Consider the following 19,141-nt stretch of genomic DNA (forward strand, 5'->3'; position numbering starts at 1 on the left):
CATGACGACCGAAGTTCGCGTCCCCACCCTTGGCGAATCCGTAACCGAAGCCACGGTCGCCACCTGGTTCAAAAAACCCGGCGAGCCCGTCGCAGCCGATGAAATGCTGTGCGAGCTGGAAACCGACAAAGTCACCGTCGAAGTGCCCGCCCCCGCCGCTGGCGTCCTGGCCGAAATCGTGGCCGCCGAGGGCGACACCGTGGGCGTCGACGCCCTGCTGGCGACGATCAGCGAAAGCGGCGAAGCGGCGGCCCCCGCCCCCGCTGCGGCGGCCGAGGCGCCTGCCGCTGCCCCCGCAGGCGGCGACAGCGTTGACGTGATGGTCCCCGCCCTGGGCGAATCCGTCACCGAGGCCACCGTTTCGACCTGGTTCAAGGCCGTCGGCGACGCCGTCGCCCAAGACGAAATGCTGTGCGAGCTGGAAACCGACAAGGTTTCGGTCGAGGTTCCGGCCCCCGCCGCTGGCGTTCTGGCTGAAATCGTCGCGCCCGAAGGCACCACCGTGGATGCCACCGCCAAACTGGCCGTGATCTCTTCCTCGGGTGCGGTTGTGGCTGCTACCCCGGCTGCTGCTGCCCCTGCCGCCGCGCCCGCCACCGCTGGCAAAGACATCAAGGACGGCCCCGCCGCCGAGAAAGCCATGGCCGAGGCTGGCATCAGCCGCGATCAGGTCACCGGCACCGGCAAAGATGGCCGCGCCACCAAGGCGGATGTTGCCGCTGCCGTGGCCTCGGCCGCAGCGGCCCCTGCCGCAGCCCCCGCCGCTGCGCCGCGCGCCCCGGTTCCCGCCGATGACGCCGCCCGCGAAGAGCGCGTGAAAATGACCCGTCTGCGCCAGACCATCGCGCGTCGCCTGAAGGACGCTCAGAACACCGCCGCGATCCTGACCACCTATAACGAGGTGGACATGACCGAGTGCATGGCCCTGCGTAAGGAATACAAAGACCTGTTCGAGAAGAAACACGGCGTCCGCCTGGGCTTTATGTCCTTCTTCACCAAGGCCTGCTGCCACGCGCTGAAAGAAGTCCCCGAGGTCAACGCTGAAATCGACGGCACCGACATCGTGTACAAAAACTTTGTCCACATGGGCATCGCTGCGGGCACCCCGCAGGGTCTGGTGGTTCCGGTCATCCGTGACGCCGATAAAATGTCCTTTGCCGAAATCGAAGGCGCCATCGCCGAGAAAGGCAAACGCGCGCGTGACGGCAAACTGTCCATGGCGGAAATGCAGGGCGGCACCTTCACCATCTCGAATGGCGGTGTCTATGGCTCGCTCATGTCCTCGCCCATTCTGAACCCGCCGCAGTCGGGCATTCTGGGGATGCACAAGATTCAGGACCGTCCCATGGTCATCAACGGCGAGATTAAGATCCGCCCGATGATGTACCTGGCCCTGTCCTACGATCACCGCATCGTCGATGGCAAAGGCGCCGTGACCTTCCTGGTGCGCGTCAAAGAAGCGCTGGAAGACCCGCGCCGCCTGCTGATGGACCTGTAAGAAACCTCTGGGGATGCGCTGAAACCCGGCGCATCCCTTGCCCCGCCTGCCCGAGGGCCCGATGACGAAACCCGCCGCACAGCCTCAGAAAACCGCGCTCGTCTCTTGCATGAGAAACGAAGGCATTTTCCTGCTGGAATGGGTGGCCTATCATCAAGGGCTGGGATTCGACGCAATCATCGTGGTGACAAACGATTGCACCGACGGGTCGGACGCGCTGGCAGAAACCCTGGCCGATGACGGGCAGATCATCCACATTGACCAGACCGTTCCGCCGGGGGATTCGCCCCAGGATGCGGGGATGGATCTGGCTTTGGACTGGATGCGCCGGCACGATGTCACCTGGGCCCTGCATATCGACAGCGATGAGTTCCTGCTGATCGAGCATGAGCGCGGCCAGATTCAGGATCTTCTGGCCGATCTGGCCCGCGCCGATGTTATCCCCATCGCGTGGCGCAATTTCGGCGATAGCGGTCATGCCAACTGGACGCCCGGCGCGGCCGTGCTGACCGAATTCACCCAGGCCGAGCCCACCGCCGAGCCCGGTATCGCCAAATTCAAATGCCTGTTCCGCGTGGATAGCTTTGCCCGCGCGACGGATCATAACCCGCTAGAGCCGCAGGTTGACGATCCGGTCGTGCTCAGCCCCGATGGCGAAACGCTGTCGAACGGATCGCTTTATCAGGCGAAATCCTCGCGGTTTCGACCGCATGATATTGCCTGCCGCGCCACACGAGCCCGGCTGAATCATTACGCGGTGAAATCCCAGGATCTGTTCTTGATGAAAAACGACCGCGGCGATGGGCAGGGCAAGCGTGATGACCGCAAATATCATCTGGGTTCGAAATGGCACCGCGCCGCCAATCGCAATGATGTGCAGGATCGCGCGATCCTGCGCCATTGGCCCGACACACAGCGCCGCCTGACCGCCCTGCGCGCTGTCCCCGCCATCGCCCTTGCAGAACACGCCTGCCAGGACTGGTTCGCGGCGCGGCGCGACAGTTTCCTGACCCCCGACACCCGCGCGGCCCTGACAAAACGAAAGGCCCGCGCATGACTCAAATCACGCATACAACAAGACCTGACGGAGAAACCCCATGGCACAATATGACGTCATCGTAATCGGCGCTGGCCCCGGCGGCTATGTCGCAGCCATCCGCTGCGCCCAGCTGGGCCTGAAAACCGCCTGTGTGGAAGGCCGCGAAACCCTGGGCGGCACCTGCCTGAACGTGGGCTGCATTCCCTCGAAGGCGCTGCTGCACGCCTCTCACCAGTTGCACGAGGCCGAGCATAACTTTGCCACCATGGGCCTGAAGGGCAAATCGCCCAGCGTCGATTGGAAACAGATGCTGACGTATAAATCCGACGTCATCAAGGGCAACACCACCGGCATCGAATTCCTGTTTAAAAAGAACAAGATCGACTGGCTGAAGGGCTGGGGCTCGATCCCCGAGGCCGGTAAGGTCAAGGTCGGCGATGAGGTCCACGAGGCCAAGAACATCATCATCGCCTCGGGCTCTGAGGCCTCGCCCGTGCCCGGCGCGGACGTGACCGTGGATGAGAAAATCGTCGTCACCTCGACCGGCGCGCTGGAACTGCCGAAGATCCCCAAGAAAATGGTCGTGATCGGCGCGGGCGTCATCGGGCTGGAGCTGGGCTCGGTCTACAAACGTCTGGGCTCTGAGGTGACGGTCATCGAATTCCTGGACAACATCACCCCCGGCATGGACGGCGAAATTCAGAAAAACTTCCTGAAAATGCTGAAAAAACAGGGGCTGGAGTTTGTCCTGGGTGCCGCCGTGCAGAAGGTGGACGCCTCCAAGACCAAGGCCAAAGTCACCTACAAACTGCGCAAGGATGACTCGGAACACACGCTGGACGCCGATGTGGTGCTGTGCGCCACCGGCCGCCGCCCCTTCACCGATGGTCTGGGGCTGGAGGCCTTGGGCGTGGAAATGTCCCCGCGCGGCCAGATCAAGACCAACGCCAAATGGCAGACCAACGTCCCCGGCATCTACGCCATCGGGGATGCGATCGACGGCCCGATGCTGGCGCATAAGGCCGAAGACGAAGGCATGGCCGCCGCCGAAGTCATTGCCGGCAAACATGGCCACGTGAACTATGACGTGATCCCCGGCGTGATCTACACCGCCCCCGAAGTCGCCACCGTCGGAAAGACCGAGGAACAGCTGAAAGAAGAAGGCGTCGCCTACAAGGTCGGCAAATTCCCCTTCATGGGCAACGCCCGCGCCAAGGCCGTGTTCCAAGGCGAAGGGTTCGTGAAAATGCTGGTCGACAAGGCCACGGATCGCATCCTGGGCTGCCACATCATCGGGCCGGGCGCAGGCGACCTGATCCATGAAATCTGTGTGGGCATGGAATTCGGCGCCTCGGCCGAGGACATCGCTCTGACCTGCCACGCGCACCCGACGTTCTCCGAGGCCGTGCGCGAAGCCGCCCTGGCCTGCGGCGACGGCGCAATCCACGCCTGATCATAGCTCAGGGCCATCCGGCATTCGGGTGGCCCTTTTCCTCGGCGCAACCGGGCCCGGCAATCCAGTCACCAACAGAAACACGAGCCCCGGAAACCCGCCAGAAGCCCGGCAGGGCGACAGGCGCGCGCGAGGGCTCGGGCGGGCCTGGGTGGGACGTCCGAGCGCGCGCCTTCCACCCCCTCAACAGATCACAGCTGATCCGCCCGCGCGCCCTGCATTTCCCGAAACCGTTCGAACATCATCACATATTCGGTCGGAATATCGCGATAAGACAGCAGGCCCACAACCTTCTCCCCGTCCATGACCGGCAAATGACGGAACGCATCCCCCAACCGCGCCGCCAGAGTGTCCGAAACCGCATCGTCAATACCCACGGTCACGGGATCGGCTGTCATGACCTCCCGAACCAAAGTGTCATCCGAATGCAGCCCCCGCGCCACAGCCCGGAACACGATATCCCTCTCGGACAATATCCCGACCAACACGCCATCGCGCAACACCGCCAAAGCCCCAACCCGCTCCTCGGCCATGACAGCAGCCGCAGCCCGCAGCGTAATCTCAGGGGAAATCGCATGTAATTTGCGGCCCGCCAGAATGTTCCGAAGTGTCGTGGTGCTCATGATGCCCTCTGCGCAGTTTCAACCACACTAGGCTCCCTCCCATCCCCGCGCTCTGACATGGATCAGATGAGGCGTCGTCCGTCAGGACGACAGAGGCGCGCGAGGGCTCGGGCGGGCCGGGAGGGACGCCCGAGCGCGCCTCTTCTACCACAGCGTCTTCGCCGCCCGCGCCGGCCATTCCGCATCATAGCGCGCGCCGCCCTCTTCCCCGCCAGACGCCTCGGCCAGCAGCTGCCCCACCGTCGGCACCCCTGCGGAATCATCACGGGCCCAAATCCCCGCCCGGATCGAGGCCCGCGCACATTGCGTATAAATCTCGCCAATCCGGATCACGATCACCGTCGCGGGCCGCTTTCCATCCCGCTCAAACCGGCGACACAGGGCCTCATCCGCAGACAGTTTTGCCCGTCCATTCACCCGCACCACCGTGTCCGAGCCCGCCACCACGAACATCAGCGCCACCCGCTCGTCCCGCACAATATTGCGCAAACTGTCCAGCCGGTTGTTCCCCCGCCAGTCAGGCAAGGCCAGCGTCTGCGGGTCCAGCTCGGTCACCACCGGCCCGTCATCCCCGCGTGGGCTGCCATCCGTGCCCTCAGGGCCCACGGTGGACAGCACGCAATAGCGCGACGCCATGATCCAGGTCCGATACAGCGGCGTCAGCTGATGCACCACCTTGCGCACCGAGGCCGCCCCCGGCGTGCCATACAGCGCCTCCAGCGCTTCGATTGTCTCAACCCAGGCCATCCGGATCAAACCCCGCTTCGCGCATCAACGCATCCGAGGCCGTCTCTACCTCTTCGCTCAAGCGCGCCATATATTCCGATTTGCTTAGCCCCTGTGTGATCCGGGGCAGAAACTCGACCACGGCCAGACCGGGCTTGCGATAAATCCCGCCCCGCGGCCAGAAAACCCCCACATTGGTGGCCACCGGCACGCAATCCTGTTTCAGTTGATGATACAGAACCGCCGTGCCCACCTTATAGGGCGCGCGCACATCGGGGGCGACCCGCGTGCCCTGCGGATAGATCACCAGCTGCCCTGGCTGCGCCGCGCCGCGTTCCACATCCGAAACCATTTTCTGGATAGCTTGCCCGCGCTTGCCCCGATCAACCGGCACACAGCCGATCCGATAGGCATATTGGCCAATGACCGGCGTGAACAGCAGCTCGCGCTTCATGATGAACTTGCCCGCCGGGATCGCGTTAAAAATCAGCAGAATATCAAAGAAAGACTGGTGCTTGGCCGCGATCATCACCTCATCCGTCGGGGGGGTGCCCCGCACCTCAGAGCGGATTCCCACCATCCAGCGCGCCATCCAGATCACCACCTTGCAATAGGATTTGCACACCCAGCGCGCGCCCTTCCGACTGGCCAGCGCCAGCGGGAAAAACACCACGCCCATGATCCCCATCACCGCATAGATCGACATCATGAACACGAACGAGCGCACCCAGCGCCAGGCATAGGCCATCACGGCAACTCCCTTAGTGTTTTACGCGCGGCGGCGCGGGTGGCGGCAAAGGCCACGACGGCCGCCAGCAGCGGAATAAACAGCGGCATCAGCCAATGCGCCCCCTGAAAGCCCAGCCCAGTCAGAAACCCGCCCGAACCCTGCGCCGAGGGCAGCAGGAACACCGCCACCATGCCCAGCAGCGTGCCGACCGCCGCCCCGCCAAGCCCGCGCAGGGTGAACCGGCGCACGAAGGCGCGGGCGATATAGCTGTCCGTGGCGCCCACCAGCCGCAGCACCGCGATCACCCGTGCATTCGCCGCCAGGGCTGCATTCGCCGCCAGGGTGATCATCGCGGCCAGGGCGCCTCCGATCAGCAGGATCGACAGCCAGCCCAGCATCCGCAGGCGCGAGGCCGCTCGGATCAGTGGCTTGCGCCAGCGCGTATGGTCATCCAGCACGGCACCGGGCACCTCGGCCTGCAAGCGCAGCCGCAGGCCGGCCGCGTCAAACCCGTCAGCATTCTCTTTGATTTCAATAAGCTGAGGAATCGGCAGCCCCTCAAGGGGTAGATCCGGGCCGAACCAGGGCTCCAGCAGGGCGCGCTGTTCGTCCGTGTCCAACGCCCGCGCCGACGCCACCCCCGGCGTGGTTTGCAGCACGTTCAGGGCGGCCTGGGTCTGGGCCTCGATCTGATCGGTGGGCGCGGAGATCCGCAAGGTCGAGCTGCGGGCCAGCTCTTCGCCCCAGCGATCGGCCAGACGCCCCGCCGCCAGCGATAATGCCAGCGCAAAGACACACAGAAACGCCATGGCCGCCGCGCTGAACAGGGTCAGCTGCACCGTGAATCCGGACGGAGGCACCGCCCGATCCGCCTGTTTATCCCCCACCAGAAAGGCCCCGATCCGCCCCAGCGCGTTCATAGATCCGCCCCCGCCAGTTGCAGCCGCCGGTTCGAGATCCGCAGCACCCGCGCCTGCACCTGATTCTTGGCGGCGCGGATCAGGTTCAGGTCATGGGTGGCCACCATGATCGTCTTGCCCATCCGGTTCAGTTCCAGCAGCAATTGCAGCAGACGCTGAGACATTTCCCAGTCGATATTGCCCGTTGGCTCATCCGCTAGAATGACGTCGGGCGACATGATCACCGCCCGCGCCAGCGCCGCGCGTTGCCGCTCGCCGCCCGACAGTTCGGGGGGCAGCGCCTCGGCCCGGTTGCTGAGCCCCACCCATTTGAGCAGCTCGCGCAGGTTGCTTAGCTCGGCGATGCTGTCCTGCCCCGCCACGGTCAGCGGCAGGGCGACATTTTCGGTGACGCTCAGGTGATCCAGAAACTGGCAATCCTGATGCACCACCCCCACCCGCCGGCGCATCATGGCCACGTCATCGCGGCTCATGTCGCGCACATCGGCGCCAAACAAACGCGTATGCCCCGCCGTAGGCACCAGCGCGCCGTAACACAGTTTCAGAAACGTCGTCTTGCCCGCGCCCGACGGCCCGGTCAGGAAATGGAACGATCCGGGGGACAGCTTGAGCGAGATTTCGCTCAGCAGCTCGCCTCCGCCATAGCTATAGGCCACATTTTCCAGCTCGATCACGGATTGCTTCCCTTGTTGCTGCCCTGTTCTGCAACACGAAGGCCACAGTTGCAATCCGGCAGGCATATGATTGCTTTGCACTTTTCCGCCGACCGCATACACCATATAGTAACGCAGCACCCCAGCGGTGCATCAGGAAATGGCTCTGAGGGGGCGGGATGCGGCTGATTTGCCCAAATTGCGGCGCGCAATACGAGGTACCTGACGGGGTGATCCCCGAGCAGGGCCGTGATGTTCAATGTTCCAGCTGTGCGCATACCTGGTTTCAACCCCATCCCGATCACGATTCCGGTCTGGCCGAGGAATTGGGCCAAGAGCTGCCCTCGGAGCCCGAAACCGTGGCCGAATATGAGGACGCGCTGCCGCCAGAGGACACGTTCGAAGACGCCCCCCCCGCCGAGGATTCCCCCGAAGAAGAGCCCGCCCCCGAAACGCCCTCGCGCCGGGAACTGGACCCTTCGATTGCGGAACTTCTGCGCGAAGAGGCCGAGTTCGAAACCCAGCAGCGCGCGGCGGAATCCGGTGGGTTGGAAACGCAACCCGAACTGGGCTTGCAAGAGCCCGCCCCCGACGAAGCCGCACGCCGCGCGCTGGAGGCCCGCCGCCGGATGGCCAGCCGCAAGGGCGTGGACGAGACCGAACTGGACGCCTCTGCCGACACCGCAGAGCCCGCGGAAGAAGAGATCGCCTCGCGCCGGGATCTGCTGCCCGATATTGAGGAAATCAACTCGTCCCTGAACGCCGACAGCCGCCGCCCCGCGCGGGCGGATGACCATGTTCCGGGGATGGAAACCGGCACGGGGCCGCGCTCGGGCGGGTTCCGGGGCGGGGTCTTGCTGGGGCTGTTGCTGATCGGCCTGCTGTGGGCGCTCTATGCGTTCAGCGATCAGATCGCCGCCCAGGTGCCGCAGCTGGCCAGCCCACTGGAGCAATACAGCCAAACCGTGGACAAGGGCCGCCTGTGGCTAGATGAACAGACCAAAGCCCTGCTGATCAAACTGGATTCGATGGCCGCCGCCAGCGAGCAGTAACGCTCAGAGCGCGGCAAACATCCGGTCCAGCGCCTGCGCGTCCGCCTCGGTGCCCCAGGGGGTATTCAGAATGAACATGCCCGTGCCGATCATCCGGTGCCCCGCCCGAACCGGCGGAAAGGTCAGCTCATGCCGCAGCACTTTGGGCAGGTTCAGCGCCTCCAGCGCTTTCAGCATCGGGCCATGCGCCCCCGAGGTCAGAATCGGATACCACAGCGCAATCACCCCCACGTTCCATTTGCGGTGCAGCTTGGCGATGGTTTTGGGGATCGCGTCGTAATCGGCCTTTACCTCATAGGACGGGTCAATCAGCATCAGCCCGCGGCGCGGATCGGGCGGGCAGATCGCCTGCGCCATCGCGAACCCGTCCCGCCTGATGATATGCGCGCCGGTCCCGGCCATGGCCCGCGTCAGGGCCGCGTTTTCCTGCGGGTGCAGCTCGGCCAGGTGCAGGCGATCCTGCGGGCGCAGGCATGTCGCCGCCAACACCGGAGACCCCGGATAAGCCCGCGCCCCATGTGCCCCGCGCACCCTGGCCAGGGCCTGCGCATAGGGGTGGCCCTGGGGCAGCAGACCGCGCGATTGGATCAGGTCGATCCCGGCGGCGGCCTCGCCGGTTTTGACGGCCTCGGGCGCATCCAGCTGATACAGGCCCCGGCCGGCGTGGGTCTCTAGATAGCTGAGCGGTTTATCCTTGCGCGTCATATAGCCCAGCATCGCGCACAGCAGCGCGTGCTTTTGCACATCGGCCAGATTCCCCGCGTGATAGATATGCTGATACGAAAGCATGGCCCGCCCTTTGACTGATCTGAGGTGGCTGATACAGCCCCCGCCCCTGCCGATGCAATCACCCATCCTTGGCGCGAGGGCCGCAACACTGGCAAATTCGCGCTGATTTGCGCAGGTTCCGGGGGGATCGGGCCTTTTCCATTCCGGCCCCCGCCCCTATAAGCACATATGGTCCCGCCCTCAGAGTCGGGGCCCTAATGGGGATTCGAGCGCGGGATTTCACGCAGTATGGCTTTGTTCGAAAAAATGCCCGGCCTGTTTTCGTCGGATATGGCGATTGACCTGGGCACGGCGAATACGCTGGTTTACGTCAAAGGGCGCGGGATCGTGCTAAGTGAACCGTCGGTGGTGGCCTATCACATCAAGGACGGCATCAAAAAGGTGCTGGCCGTCGGCGAAGACGCCAAGCTGATGCTGGGCCGCACCCCCGGCTCGATCGAGGCCATCCGCCCGATGCGCGACGGCGTGATCGCCGATTTCGATGTGGCCGAGGAAATGATCAAACATTTCATCCGCAAGGTGCACAAACGCTCGACCTTCTCGAAGCCGAAAATCATCGTCTGTGTGCCGCATGGCGCAACGCCTGTTGAAAAACGCGCGATCCGTCAGTCGGTTCTGTCTGCGGGTGCGCGCCGTGCCGGCCTGATTGCGGAACCCATCGCGGCGGCCATTGGCGCGGGGATGCCGATCACCGACCCGACCGGCAACATGGTCGTGGACATCGGTGGCGGCACCACCGAGGTGGCGGTTCTGTCGCTGGGCGACATCGTGTATGCGCGATCCGTCCGCGTCGGCGGGGACCGCATGGACGAGGCGATCATCAACTACCTGCGCCGCCAGCAGAACCTGCTGGTGGGCGAAGCCACCGCCGAACGGATCAAAACCAGCATCGGCACCGCCCGGATGCCCGACGATGGGCGCGGGGCCTCGATGCAGATCCGGGGGCGTGACCTGCTGAACGGCGTGCCCAAGGAAACCGAGATCAGCCAGGCTCAGGTGGCCGAGGCGCTGGCCGAACCCGTCCAGCAAATCTGCGAGGCGGTGATGACCGCGCTAGAGGCAACCCCGCCCGATCTGGCTGCCGATATTGTGGACCGCGGCGTGATGCTGACGGGCGGCGGCGCGCTGCTGGGCGAGCTGGATCTGGCCCTGCGCGAACAGACCGGCCTGGCCGTTTCCATCGCGGACGAAAGCCTGAACTGCGTGGCCCTGGGCACGGGCAAGGCGCTGGAATATGAAAAACAGCTGCGCCACGCGATTGACTACGACAGCTAACATGCCCAACTTTCCCTGAAAGGGGGACGCTTGGCCAAGGACAAGACACAAGACGAGGATTTCATTGCCCCTCTGAAGCGGCTGCTGACAGGGGTTGTGATCCTGTGTCTGATCGGCATCTTCATTCTGTGGCGGATTGACAGCCCCCGCGTGGAACGGTTCCGCGCGCAGGTGATTGATACCGTGGTGCCCAGTTTCGACTGGGCCATGGCGCCGGTTACGGGGGCGGTGAATCTGGTGCGCGATTTTCAGTCCTACCGCCGGATTGTCGAACAAAACCAGGAATTGCGCCGCGAATTGCAGCAGATGAAGGCCTGGAAAGAGGCCGCCCTGCAACTGGAGCAGGAAAACGCTCGCCTGCTGGACCTGAACAACGTCCGTCTGGACCCGCGCCTGACCTATGTCACCGGGGTGGTGATGGCGGACAGCGGGTCTCCGTTCCGGCAATCGGTGCTGCTGAATGTGGGGCATCGCGACGGGATCGTCGATGGCTGGGCCACGATGGACGGGATCGGCCTGGTGGGGCGGATTTCGGGCGTGGGGCGCAATACGGCGCGGGTCATTCTGCTGACCGACACGTCCTCGCGCATTCCGGCGATTATCCCGCGCTCGGGGCAGACGGCGATTGTGATGGGCGACAATACCGCCGCGCCGCTGGTATCCTTTCTGGAAAGCCCTGAAAAAGTGCGGCCGGGGGATCGCGTTGTGTCCTCGGGGGATGGCGGGGTGTTTCCCGCCGGACTGCTGATCGGCCAGGTTGCCCAAGACCCCGGAGGCCGTCTGCGCGTGCGTCTGGCCGCCGATTACGAGCGCCTGGAATACCTGCGCGTGCTGCGCAACCCCGGCACTCAGGCCATCACCGATCATGGTGCGCTGATCGCGCCGGCAGAGGGAGAGACCACGGAGCCGGACCTGCCCCAGGACGCGCTGGAGGCAATCAATGACTGAAAACACCCCTGCCCGGCTTTGGCTGATGCGCGCCGGATATGTGGCGCTGGGGCTGATGGTCATCTTTTTCCAGCTGCTGCCGCTGGAAACCCTGCCGCGCCGGTTCACCGGGCCGGACCTGATGATTGCCTTTACCTTTGCCTGGGCTGTGCGCCGTCCCGATTATGTGCCCGCCCTACTGGTGGCCGGGCTGATGCTGATGACCGACCTGCTGCTTCAGCGCCCGCCCGGCCTGCTGGCGGTGCTGATCGTTCTGACAACCCAGGCGCTGAAACGGCGCGCTCCGGGGCTGCGCGACCAGACCTTTGCGGTAGAGTGGCTGGTGGTCTCGCTGGCGGCGCTGTTTGTGATGCTGGGCAATCGGCTGATCCTGGCGGTGCTGCTGATCCCGCAGGCACCGATGGGGCTGACCTTGATACAGACGGCCATGACGGTGCTGACCTACCCGTTGGTGGCGGCGCTTACGGCCTATGCCTTTGGCGTGCAGAAATTGCAGCCCGGTGACGCCGATGTGATCGGAGGCAAAGCATGAAACGTCCCTCCAAAGACAGTGCCGAAAGCACACGGATCATTTCGCGGCGCGGGCTGGTTGTGGGCGGGCTGCAACTGGGCTTTGCCGCGATGCTGGCCGCACGGATGCGGTATATGCAGGTCGAACAGGCCGATCAGTTCCGCCTGCTGGCCGAAGAAAACCGCATCAACGTGCGCCTGATTCCCCCCGCCCGAGGCGAGATTTTCGACCGTCACGGGATGGCTCTGGCCAAGAACGAGCCCTCGTACCGGCTGACCATGGTGCGCGAGGATGCCGGCGATGTGGATGCGGTGATCGCGCGCCTGTCGCAACTGGTCGAGCTGGATGACGAAGACCTGAACCGCGCCCTGACGGAAATGAAACGCAGCGCGCCCTTTTTGCCCGTCACCATCGCGGATCGGGTCAGCTGGGAGGACATCAGCCGCGTTGCCGTGAATGCCCCCGCCCTGCCCGGCGTCACCCCCGAGGTGGGGCTTTCGCGCGATTATCCTCTGGGTGTCGATTATGCCAATGTGATCGGCTATGTGGGCCCCGTGTCCGATTATGACCTCTCGAAAATCGAGGATCCGGACCAGCTGCTGCGCATCCCCCGGTTCCAGATCGGCAAGGTCGGGCTTGAGGCCAAGATGGAGGACAACCTGCGCGGCAAGGCCGGCACCAAACGGGTTGAGGTAAACGCCGTCGGCCGCGTCATGCGCGAGCTGGACCGAATCGAGGGCCAGCCCGGCGCGAACGTGCAGATGACGATTGACCACCGGCTGCAAAACTACGTTCAGGCCCGGCTGGGCAACGAAAGCGCCGCCGCCGTGATCATGGATTGCGAAAACGGAGATATTCTGGCCATTGGCTCGGCCCCCAGTTTCGATCCAAACCTGTTTGTGCGGGGAATCTCTGTCAGCGACTATAAAAACCTGACCGAGAACAAATACCGCCCGCTGGCCTCGAAATCGGTGCAGGGGCTGTATCCGCCGGGGTCCACGTTCAAAATGGTCACGGCCCTGGCCGCGCTGGAGGAGGGCGTTATCGCCCCCGAGGAAACCGTCTGGTGCCCCGGCTATGTCGAAGTCGCCAACCGCCGGTTCCACTGCTGGAAACGCGCCGGGCACGGGCATGTGGACCTGCGCAGCTCGTTACGCGAAAGCTGCGATGTCTACTATTACGACGTCGCCCTGCGGGTCGGAATCGAGAAGATCAGCGCCATGGCGCACCGTCTGGGGCTGGGCGAGCGCTATGACATCCCGATGTCTGCCGTCGCCCGTGGCCGCGCCCCCACCAAGGAGTGGAAACTGTCGAATTACGGGCAGGACTGGGTGATCGGCGACACGGTGAATGCCTCGATCGGGCAGGGCTATGTGCTGTCCTCGCCGCTGCAACTGGCCGTCATGAGCGCGCGCCTGGCCACTGGCCGCTCCGTCACCCCGCGGCTGCTGAAATCGGTGGACGGGATAGAGCAGCCCTCGGGCCGGGGCGCGGATATGGGGCTGAACGAAAACCACCTGCGCCAGATTCGCCGCGCAATGTTCGAAGTGTCCAATAACCGACGGGGCACGGCCTATCGCAGCCGGATCATCGCCGAGGATCTGCGCATGGCCGGCAAAACCGGCACCAGCCAGGTGCGCAACATCACCGCCGCCGAACGCGCGCGCGGCGTGACCCGAAACGAGGATCTGCCCTGGGAACGGCGCGACCATGCCTTGTTCGTGAATTTCGCCCCCTTCGACAATCCGCGCTATGCGGTGGCCGTGGTGGTGGAACATGGCGGGGGCGGCTCGAAGGCCGCGGCGCCGATTGCGCGCGACATCACCTTGCAGGCGCTTTACGATGGCGATCCCCCGCTTGAGGCCTACCCGGTTGCGGATCGGGACCGGATCAGAGCGCTACAAGACCGCCTGCGCCGCGAACGCCCGGATTTCGGCGCCACCGGGAAGGCGCGCACATGAGCTATCTTGAATATTCCGTCAAATCCGTCCCCACTGGCATACGCAAGCTTCTGTTTCTGAACTGGCCGCTGGCGCTGCTGCTGACCTCGGTCGCCAGTATGGGGTTTTTGATGCTGTATTCGGTGGCCGGGGGATCCTTCCAGCCCTGGGCCGAGCCTCAGATGAAGCGTTTCGCCCTGGGTATGGCCGTCATGGTGGTCGTCGGCATGATTCCGATCTGGTTCTGGCGGAATATTGCGGGCGTGGGGTATCTGGGCTCGTTGGTTTTGCTGCTGGCGGTCGAATTTTTCGGCACCGTGGGCATGGGCGCACAGCGCTGGATTGATCTGGGATTCATGCGGTTGCAGCCCTCAGAGCTGACAAAAATCACCATGGTCATGCTGCTGGCCGCCTATTACGACTGGCTGCCGGTCAAGAAGGTCTCGCATCCGGTGTGGGTGGCGATCCCAGTGGCGCTGATCCTGATCCCGACGGCGCTGGTGCTCAGCCAGCCGGATCTGGGCACCTCTTTGCTGCTGGTCATCGCGGGCGGAGCGATGATGTTCTTTGCCGGGGTGCACTGGGGCTATTTCGCGGCGGTGATTGCCGCAGGCATCGGCCTGATCACGGCCGTGTTCCAATCGCGCGGCACCGGCTGGCAATTGCTGAAGGATTACCAGTACCGCCGGATTGATACGTTTCTGGATCCCTCCAGCGATCCTCTGGGCGCGGGGTATCATATCACCCAGTCGAAAATCGCGCTGGGGTCGGGCGGCTGGGCGGGCCGAGGCTTTATGCAGGGCACCCAGTCGCGCCTGAATTTCCTGCCGGAAAAGCACACGGATTTCATCTTTACCACCCTGGCCGAGGAATTCGGATTTCTGGGCGGGTTTTCCCTGCTGATGCTCTATGCGCTGATCATCATTTTCTGCGTTGCTGCGGCGATGGCGAATAAGGATCGGTTTTCCTCGCTTCTGACGCTGGGGATTGCGACGACCTTCTTTTTGTTCTTTGCGGTGAACATGTCCATGGTGATGGGGCTGGCGCCGGTGGTGGGTGTGCCGCTGCCGCTGGTCAGCTATGGCGGCTCGGCGATGCTGGTGCTGCTGGCCGCCTTTGGACTGGTACAAAGCGCTCATATTCACAGACCCAGGTAAGCCCATGATCAACGTAGTTTTTGCCGCGCATCCGTCACGCTGGCCGCTTTATGAACAGCCCCTGCGCACGGCCTTTGCCAAATTCGGGCTAAAGACGCAGCTGCGCACGGACATCCCCCCCGCCGAGGTGGACTATATCATCTACGCGCCCAATTCGCCCTTGCAGGATTTCACGCCCTACACCCGCTGCAAGGCCGTGCTGAACCTGTGGGCCGGGGTCGAGGCGATCGTGGGAAATCAGACGCTCACCCAGCCTTTGGCGCGGATGGTGGATTTCGGGCTGAAACAGGGCATGACGGAATGGGTGCTGGGGCATGTGCTGCGCCATCATCTGGACATTGATTATTTCCTGGCGCGTCAGTCCGGCGACTGGCTGCCCAAGGTGCCGCCCCTGTCGCGGGATCGTAAGGTGACGGTGCTGGGCCTGGGCGAGCTGGGCGCGGCTGCGACCACGGCGCTGGCCGGGCTGGGGTTTGACGTCACCGGCTGGAGCCGCTCGGCCAAAGCGATCCCCGGCCTGCGCTGCCTGCATGGCGCTGACGGGCTGACTCAGGCCCTGAGCGGGGCCGAAATCGTGGTTCTGCTGCTGCCCAACACGCCCGCGACGCAGAATATCCTGAACGGCGAGACTCTGGCGCTGCTGGGGCGCGGCGCGGCCATTCTGAACCCCGGACGCGGGCCACTGATCGACGACGAGGCCCTGCTAAAGGCGCTGGCCGACGGTCAGGTGGGCCATGCCACGCTGGATGTCTTCCGAACCGAGCCCCTGCCCGCCGATCACCCCTATTGGGCGCATCCGCAGGTGACGGTGACCCCGCATATTGCCTCGGAAACGCGGCCGGAAACCGCATCCGAGGTGATCGCAGAAAACATCCGGCGCGGCGAAAGCGGCCTGCCGCTGCTGTATCTGGTGGACCGTTCGCTGGGCTATTAGGCCCGCAAAGACCGTCCAGAGCTTAGTGCAAAATCGGCGGTTTGTCGGGGTCGGAACCGGGGGCCGGGCGCTGTAGCTCGGCGGCTTCTTCGGGCTGGGGCAGTTCAAAATGCAGGCCCCACTTGGCCAAGGTGCCGGCCATTTCCTCGGACGCCCGGAAAAATCCCACATCCAGCGCGCCGGCCTCAATCCCCGAGAATGTCAGCGCCTCAGAGACGGCCTTGGCCAGCGCGCCCTCGGCGCCGGGAACCGCATCGACAAAGGCCAGCAGATGCGTGCGCACGCCGGTTTCGTACAGAACCCCGACCAGATAGGCGCTATGGGCCAGCCCGGTGGCCGTGGCCAGTTTCGCATCCAGCCCGCTGAGCAGGGATTCGGGCATCCCGACCGGCGGCGTGACCTCTTGGATTTTGGCCTCGGCCTCATCGGGGGCATTGCCCAGCGTCTCGTTCAGCCATTGGATCGCATCGGGCGGGATCAGGATCGAGGACGGCGCGACCTCAAGGTTCAGGCCCAGCCCCATGTTCTGCTGCGCCAAAAGCCCCGCAATGATCCGCCCCGACAGCGCCGCATAGGCCGCGGTTTTGCCAACGAATTCCGCCAGACGCTCTTCGCGGTCGAACACCAAAACAAAGCTCTGACCGTCCAGCTCGAACACCTCGGGCGAGACATTCTCATCCGTTGGTTCCTCGGTCAGCAGCAGGAATAATTCGCTATCGGCCAGACGTTCGTAAAACCTCAGGCGCGCCGCATCATCGGCGTCATTTTCGGCCATGGCGGCATGGGCGATGTCCAGGGGCGTTTGCTCAGTCATTCATAACCCTTTGAATTTGTGTGCGCAGCTGGGGCAGCAGATCGGTTTCAAACCACGGATTGCGGCGCAGCCAAGCGGTATTGCGCCAGGACGGATGAGGCAAGGGGAAAACGCCCGGCGCGTGGTCGCGCCAGGATTTAACCCGCTCGGTCACGGAAACCCGCCCGCCCAGATGAAACTGCTGAGCATGGGCTCCGATCAGAACGGTCAGCCGGATGTTGGTGAAACTGTCCAGAATTCTGCCGTGCCATGTCTGCCCACACAGTTTCGGCGGCGGCAGATCGGCCTTGCGCGCGTCATAGCCGGGGAAACAAAACGCCATCGGCACAAAGCCCACGCGGGATTTGTCATAGAAGGCGTCCTTGTCCAGACCCAGCCAATCGCGCAGCCGATCCCCCGAGGCATCGTTGAACGGCATCCCGGTTTCATGCACCCGCAACCCCGGAGCCTGCCCCGCAATCAGCACCCGCGCCTGGGGGCGGAACCACACCACCGGATTCGGCGCGTGCCGTGTGTGGGTCGCGGCGAAACGATCCCGGCACAGGCGGCAGCGCTGAATTTCCTCGGTCAGATCGGACATGCACAGCGGTATAGAGACCTGCCGCCGCTCTGTAACCCCGCCGCGCCAGGGAATTCAGTCACAATTACGCGGAAATCGGTATTTTCCGTCCACATTTTCCGGCTTTCGGTTGCTGACATGGGCCAAATATCCTAGGTCTCGCCTCGATCCGAATAACGAAGACGACAGGGCCCCCGAATGTATCGCGTTTGGAACTTTATCACGAACTACTCGCTGCTTTTGATCTTTGGTGCGCTGATCGCACTGGTCTGGGCAAACACAAACCCCGAAAGCTATCACCATTTCGTCGAGTTCCCCATCTGGGATCACGCCCCCATCGGGCATCTGCATGATGGGCACCGCACGCTGACGCTGCATTATCTGGTGAACGATGTGCTGATGGCGTTTTTCTTTGCCATCGCCGCCAAAGAAGTCTGGGAGGCCGTGATCCTGAAAAACGGCTCGCTGCGCGGGAAAAAGGCGGCCACGCCGCTGATCGCGACGGCCGGCGGCATGTTCGGCCCCATCGCGGTTTATCTGGGTCTGGCGCTGTTTTTGGGCTCGGATACCTATGAGGCGGTGAAAAACGGCTGGGCCATCCCCACGGCCACCGACATTGCCTTTTCCTATCTGGTGGGCCGTCTGGTGTTCGGCGCAGGGCACCCCGCCGTGCGTTTCCTGCTGCTGCTGGCCATCGCGGATGATGCGGCGGGCCTGATCATTCTGGCGATCTTCTACCCCTCGGGCGAGCTGGCGCCGGAATGGCTGCTGGTCTCTCTGGCGGCGGCTGTGGCCGTGTTTGCGCTGTTCAACTGGCTGCCCCGGCATCTGGATCGCGGCAACCAGGATCGTCCGAATTCGACCTGGGTGCGTCAGAAAATCAGCTTCTGGCCCTATCTGATTGCGGGCTGCATCAGCTGGTATGGCTTTATGCGCGCGGGGATTCACCCTGCCCTTGGCCTGCTGCCGATCGTTCCCACGATTCCCCACGCCGACCGTGCCTTTGGGATCTTCAGCGAGGCCGAGCAATACCTGACCGACCTTCTGAACTATATCGAGCACGCGCTGAAACACCCCGTCGAGATTGTGCTGTTCTTCTTCGGCCTTCTGAACGCGGGCGTGGAATTCTCGGCCATTTCCGAGCCGACCTGGCTGGTGCTGGCCGGTCTGCTGATCGGCAAGCCCATCGGCGTTCTGATCATGGGGATCATCGGCGCGCACATCCTGCGCTTTGGCCTGCCCGAGGGGATGCGCACAATTGACCTGTTCGTGATCGGCTGCGTTGCCGCGATCGGCTTTACCGTGTCGCTGTTTGTGGCCTCGGTTGCCTTCCCGGGTGGCCCGGTTCAGGACGCCGCCAAGATGGGCGCACTGTTCAGCTTTGGTGCGGCCGGGGTCTCGATCCTGGCGGGAATGCTGTGCCGCGTGCAGAAACGACAGCTCTGATTCCCTGACAAACCTTCAACTTTTTGCGAAACCGGCTTCGAATTGGGGCCGGTTTCCGCTTTACTGAGCCTTAA

Annotated in this window: 19 protein-coding genes; 11 read left to right on the forward strand and 8 right to left on the reverse strand. The window is 63.7% G+C overall.

Annotation, left to right across the window (positions count from 1 at the left end):
* The first annotated feature begins 1 nt into the window (after position 1).
* From odhB to lpdA, 3 genes are all read left to right on the forward strand, one after another.
* Complete coding sequence (odhB, locus tag ACP15O_RS04830) at positions 2–1,498, forward strand: 2-oxoglutarate dehydrogenase complex dihydrolipoyllysine-residue succinyltransferase (RefSeq protein WP_425094911.1); 1,497 nt, start codon at positions 2–4, stop codon at positions 1,496–1,498.
* 61 nt (positions 1,499–1,559) lie between these two features.
* Positions 1,560–2,555: a glycosyltransferase family 2 protein gene (locus ACP15O_RS04835; protein ID WP_425094912.1), complete on the forward strand. Its 996-nt coding sequence runs from the start codon at positions 1,560–1,562 to the stop codon at positions 2,553–2,555.
* A gap of 40 nt (positions 2,556–2,595) precedes the next feature.
* Complete coding sequence (gene lpdA, locus ACP15O_RS04840) at positions 2,596–3,990, forward strand: dihydrolipoyl dehydrogenase (RefSeq protein WP_425094913.1); 1,395 nt, start codon at positions 2,596–2,598, stop codon at positions 3,988–3,990.
* 191 nt (positions 3,991–4,181) lie between these two features.
* Here lpdA and ACP15O_RS04845 read toward each other — a convergent pair whose 3' ends face one another.
* The 5 genes from ACP15O_RS04845 to ACP15O_RS04865 form a co-directional block, all read right to left on the reverse strand.
* Entirely contained in the window at positions 4,182–4,613 is a 432-nt protein-coding gene (locus ACP15O_RS04845; RefSeq protein ID WP_425094914.1) for a CBS domain-containing protein, read from the reverse strand.
* A gap of 144 nt (positions 4,614–4,757) precedes the next feature.
* On the reverse strand, positions 4,758–5,360 hold the full coding sequence (locus ACP15O_RS04850; RefSeq protein ID WP_425094915.1) for a pyridoxamine 5'-phosphate oxidase family protein: 603 nt from the start codon (positions 5,358–5,360) through the stop codon (positions 4,758–4,760).
* A complete protein-coding gene (locus ACP15O_RS04855) occupies positions 5,347–6,087 on the reverse strand; it encodes a lysophospholipid acyltransferase family protein (RefSeq protein ID WP_425094916.1) in 741 nt (246 codons plus the stop codon). The genes ACP15O_RS04850 and ACP15O_RS04855 overlap by 14 nt, the downstream gene beginning before the upstream one ends.
* Entirely contained in the window at positions 6,087–6,989 is a 903-nt protein-coding gene (locus tag ACP15O_RS04860; RefSeq protein ID WP_425094917.1) for a cell division protein FtsX, read from the reverse strand. Before ACP15O_RS04860 ends, ACP15O_RS04855 begins: the two co-directional genes overlap by 1 nt.
* Positions 6,986–7,663, reverse strand: coding sequence for a cell division ATP-binding protein FtsE (locus ACP15O_RS04865; protein ID WP_425094918.1), 678 nt, complete (start codon positions 7,661–7,663; stop codon positions 6,986–6,988). The genes ACP15O_RS04860 and ACP15O_RS04865 overlap by 4 nt, the downstream gene beginning before the upstream one ends.
* Positions 7,664–7,821: 158 nt before the next feature.
* Between ACP15O_RS04865 and ACP15O_RS04870 the strand changes: the two genes are divergently transcribed.
* Entirely contained in the window at positions 7,822–8,694 is an 873-nt protein-coding gene (locus ACP15O_RS04870; protein ID WP_425094919.1) for a zinc-ribbon domain-containing protein, read from the forward strand.
* A gap of 3 nt (positions 8,695–8,697) precedes the next feature.
* On the opposite strand, the gene ACP15O_RS04875 is transcribed toward ACP15O_RS04870, so the two are convergent.
* The gene (locus ACP15O_RS04875) at positions 8,698–9,483 is read right to left on the reverse strand and encodes a 23S rRNA (adenine(2030)-N(6))-methyltransferase RlmJ (RefSeq protein ID WP_425094920.1); all 786 of its coding nucleotides are present in this window, start codon (positions 9,481–9,483) and stop codon (positions 8,698–8,700) included.
* Between the two features lie 228 nt (positions 9,484–9,711).
* On the opposite strand from ACP15O_RS04875, the gene ACP15O_RS04880 reads away from it, so the two are divergent.
* Genes ACP15O_RS04880 through ACP15O_RS04905 form a run of 6 tightly spaced genes read left to right on the forward strand, consistent with a single transcriptional unit; the run spans position 9,712 to position 16,248 of the window.
* Positions 9,712–10,758 carry a rod shape-determining protein gene (locus ACP15O_RS04880; protein WP_425094921.1) on the forward strand — a complete coding sequence of 349 codons (1,047 nt, stop codon included), beginning with the start codon at positions 9,712–9,714 and terminating at the stop codon, positions 10,756–10,758.
* A gap of 30 nt (positions 10,759–10,788) precedes the next feature.
* Positions 10,789–11,706, forward strand: a complete 918-nt coding sequence (gene mreC / locus ACP15O_RS04885) for a rod shape-determining protein MreC (protein ID WP_425094922.1) — start codon at positions 10,789–10,791, stop codon at positions 11,704–11,706.
* Entirely contained in the window at positions 11,699–12,238 is a 540-nt protein-coding gene (locus ACP15O_RS04890; RefSeq protein WP_425094923.1) for a rod shape-determining protein MreD, read from the forward strand. Before mreC ends, ACP15O_RS04890 begins: the two co-directional genes overlap by 8 nt.
* Positions 12,235–14,178 (forward strand): penicillin-binding protein 2, encoded by a 1,944-nt coding sequence (mrdA, locus tag ACP15O_RS04895; protein ID WP_425094924.1) that lies wholly within the window; start codon positions 12,235–12,237, stop codon positions 14,176–14,178. Before ACP15O_RS04890 ends, mrdA begins: the two co-directional genes overlap by 4 nt.
* Positions 14,175–15,314, forward strand: coding sequence for a rod shape-determining protein RodA (rodA, locus tag ACP15O_RS04900; protein ID WP_425094925.1), 1,140 nt, complete (start codon positions 14,175–14,177; stop codon positions 15,312–15,314). The genes mrdA and rodA overlap by 4 nt, the downstream gene beginning before the upstream one ends.
* A gap of 4 nt (positions 15,315–15,318) precedes the next feature.
* On the forward strand, positions 15,319–16,248 hold the full coding sequence (locus ACP15O_RS04905; RefSeq protein WP_425094926.1) for a 2-hydroxyacid dehydrogenase: 930 nt from the start codon (positions 15,319–15,321) through the stop codon (positions 16,246–16,248).
* Between the two features lie 22 nt (positions 16,249–16,270).
* Here ACP15O_RS04905 and ACP15O_RS04910 read toward each other — a convergent pair whose 3' ends face one another.
* Complete coding sequence (locus tag ACP15O_RS04910) at positions 16,271–17,062, reverse strand: SseB family protein (protein WP_425094927.1); 792 nt, start codon at positions 17,060–17,062, stop codon at positions 16,271–16,273.
* The gene (locus ACP15O_RS04915; protein ID WP_425094928.1) at positions 17,055–17,642 is read right to left on the reverse strand and encodes a uracil-DNA glycosylase family protein; all 588 of its coding nucleotides are present in this window, start codon (positions 17,640–17,642) and stop codon (positions 17,055–17,057) included. Before ACP15O_RS04915 ends, ACP15O_RS04910 begins: the two co-directional genes overlap by 8 nt.
* A 177-nt stretch (positions 17,643–17,819) precedes the next feature.
* On the opposite strand from ACP15O_RS04915, the gene ACP15O_RS04920 reads away from it, so the two are divergent.
* The gene (locus tag ACP15O_RS04920; RefSeq protein ID WP_425094929.1) at positions 17,820–19,067 is read left to right on the forward strand and encodes a Na+/H+ antiporter NhaA; all 1,248 of its coding nucleotides are present in this window, start codon (positions 17,820–17,822) and stop codon (positions 19,065–19,067) included.
* Positions 19,068–19,141 lie beyond the last annotated feature (74 nt).

Origin of the sequence: Youngimonas ophiurae (nom. illeg.), from assembly GCF_049803795.1 — a bacterium.
In the GTDB taxonomy this organism is placed as follows: Bacteria; Pseudomonadota; Alphaproteobacteria; order Rhodobacterales; family Rhodobacteraceae; genus Thalassobius.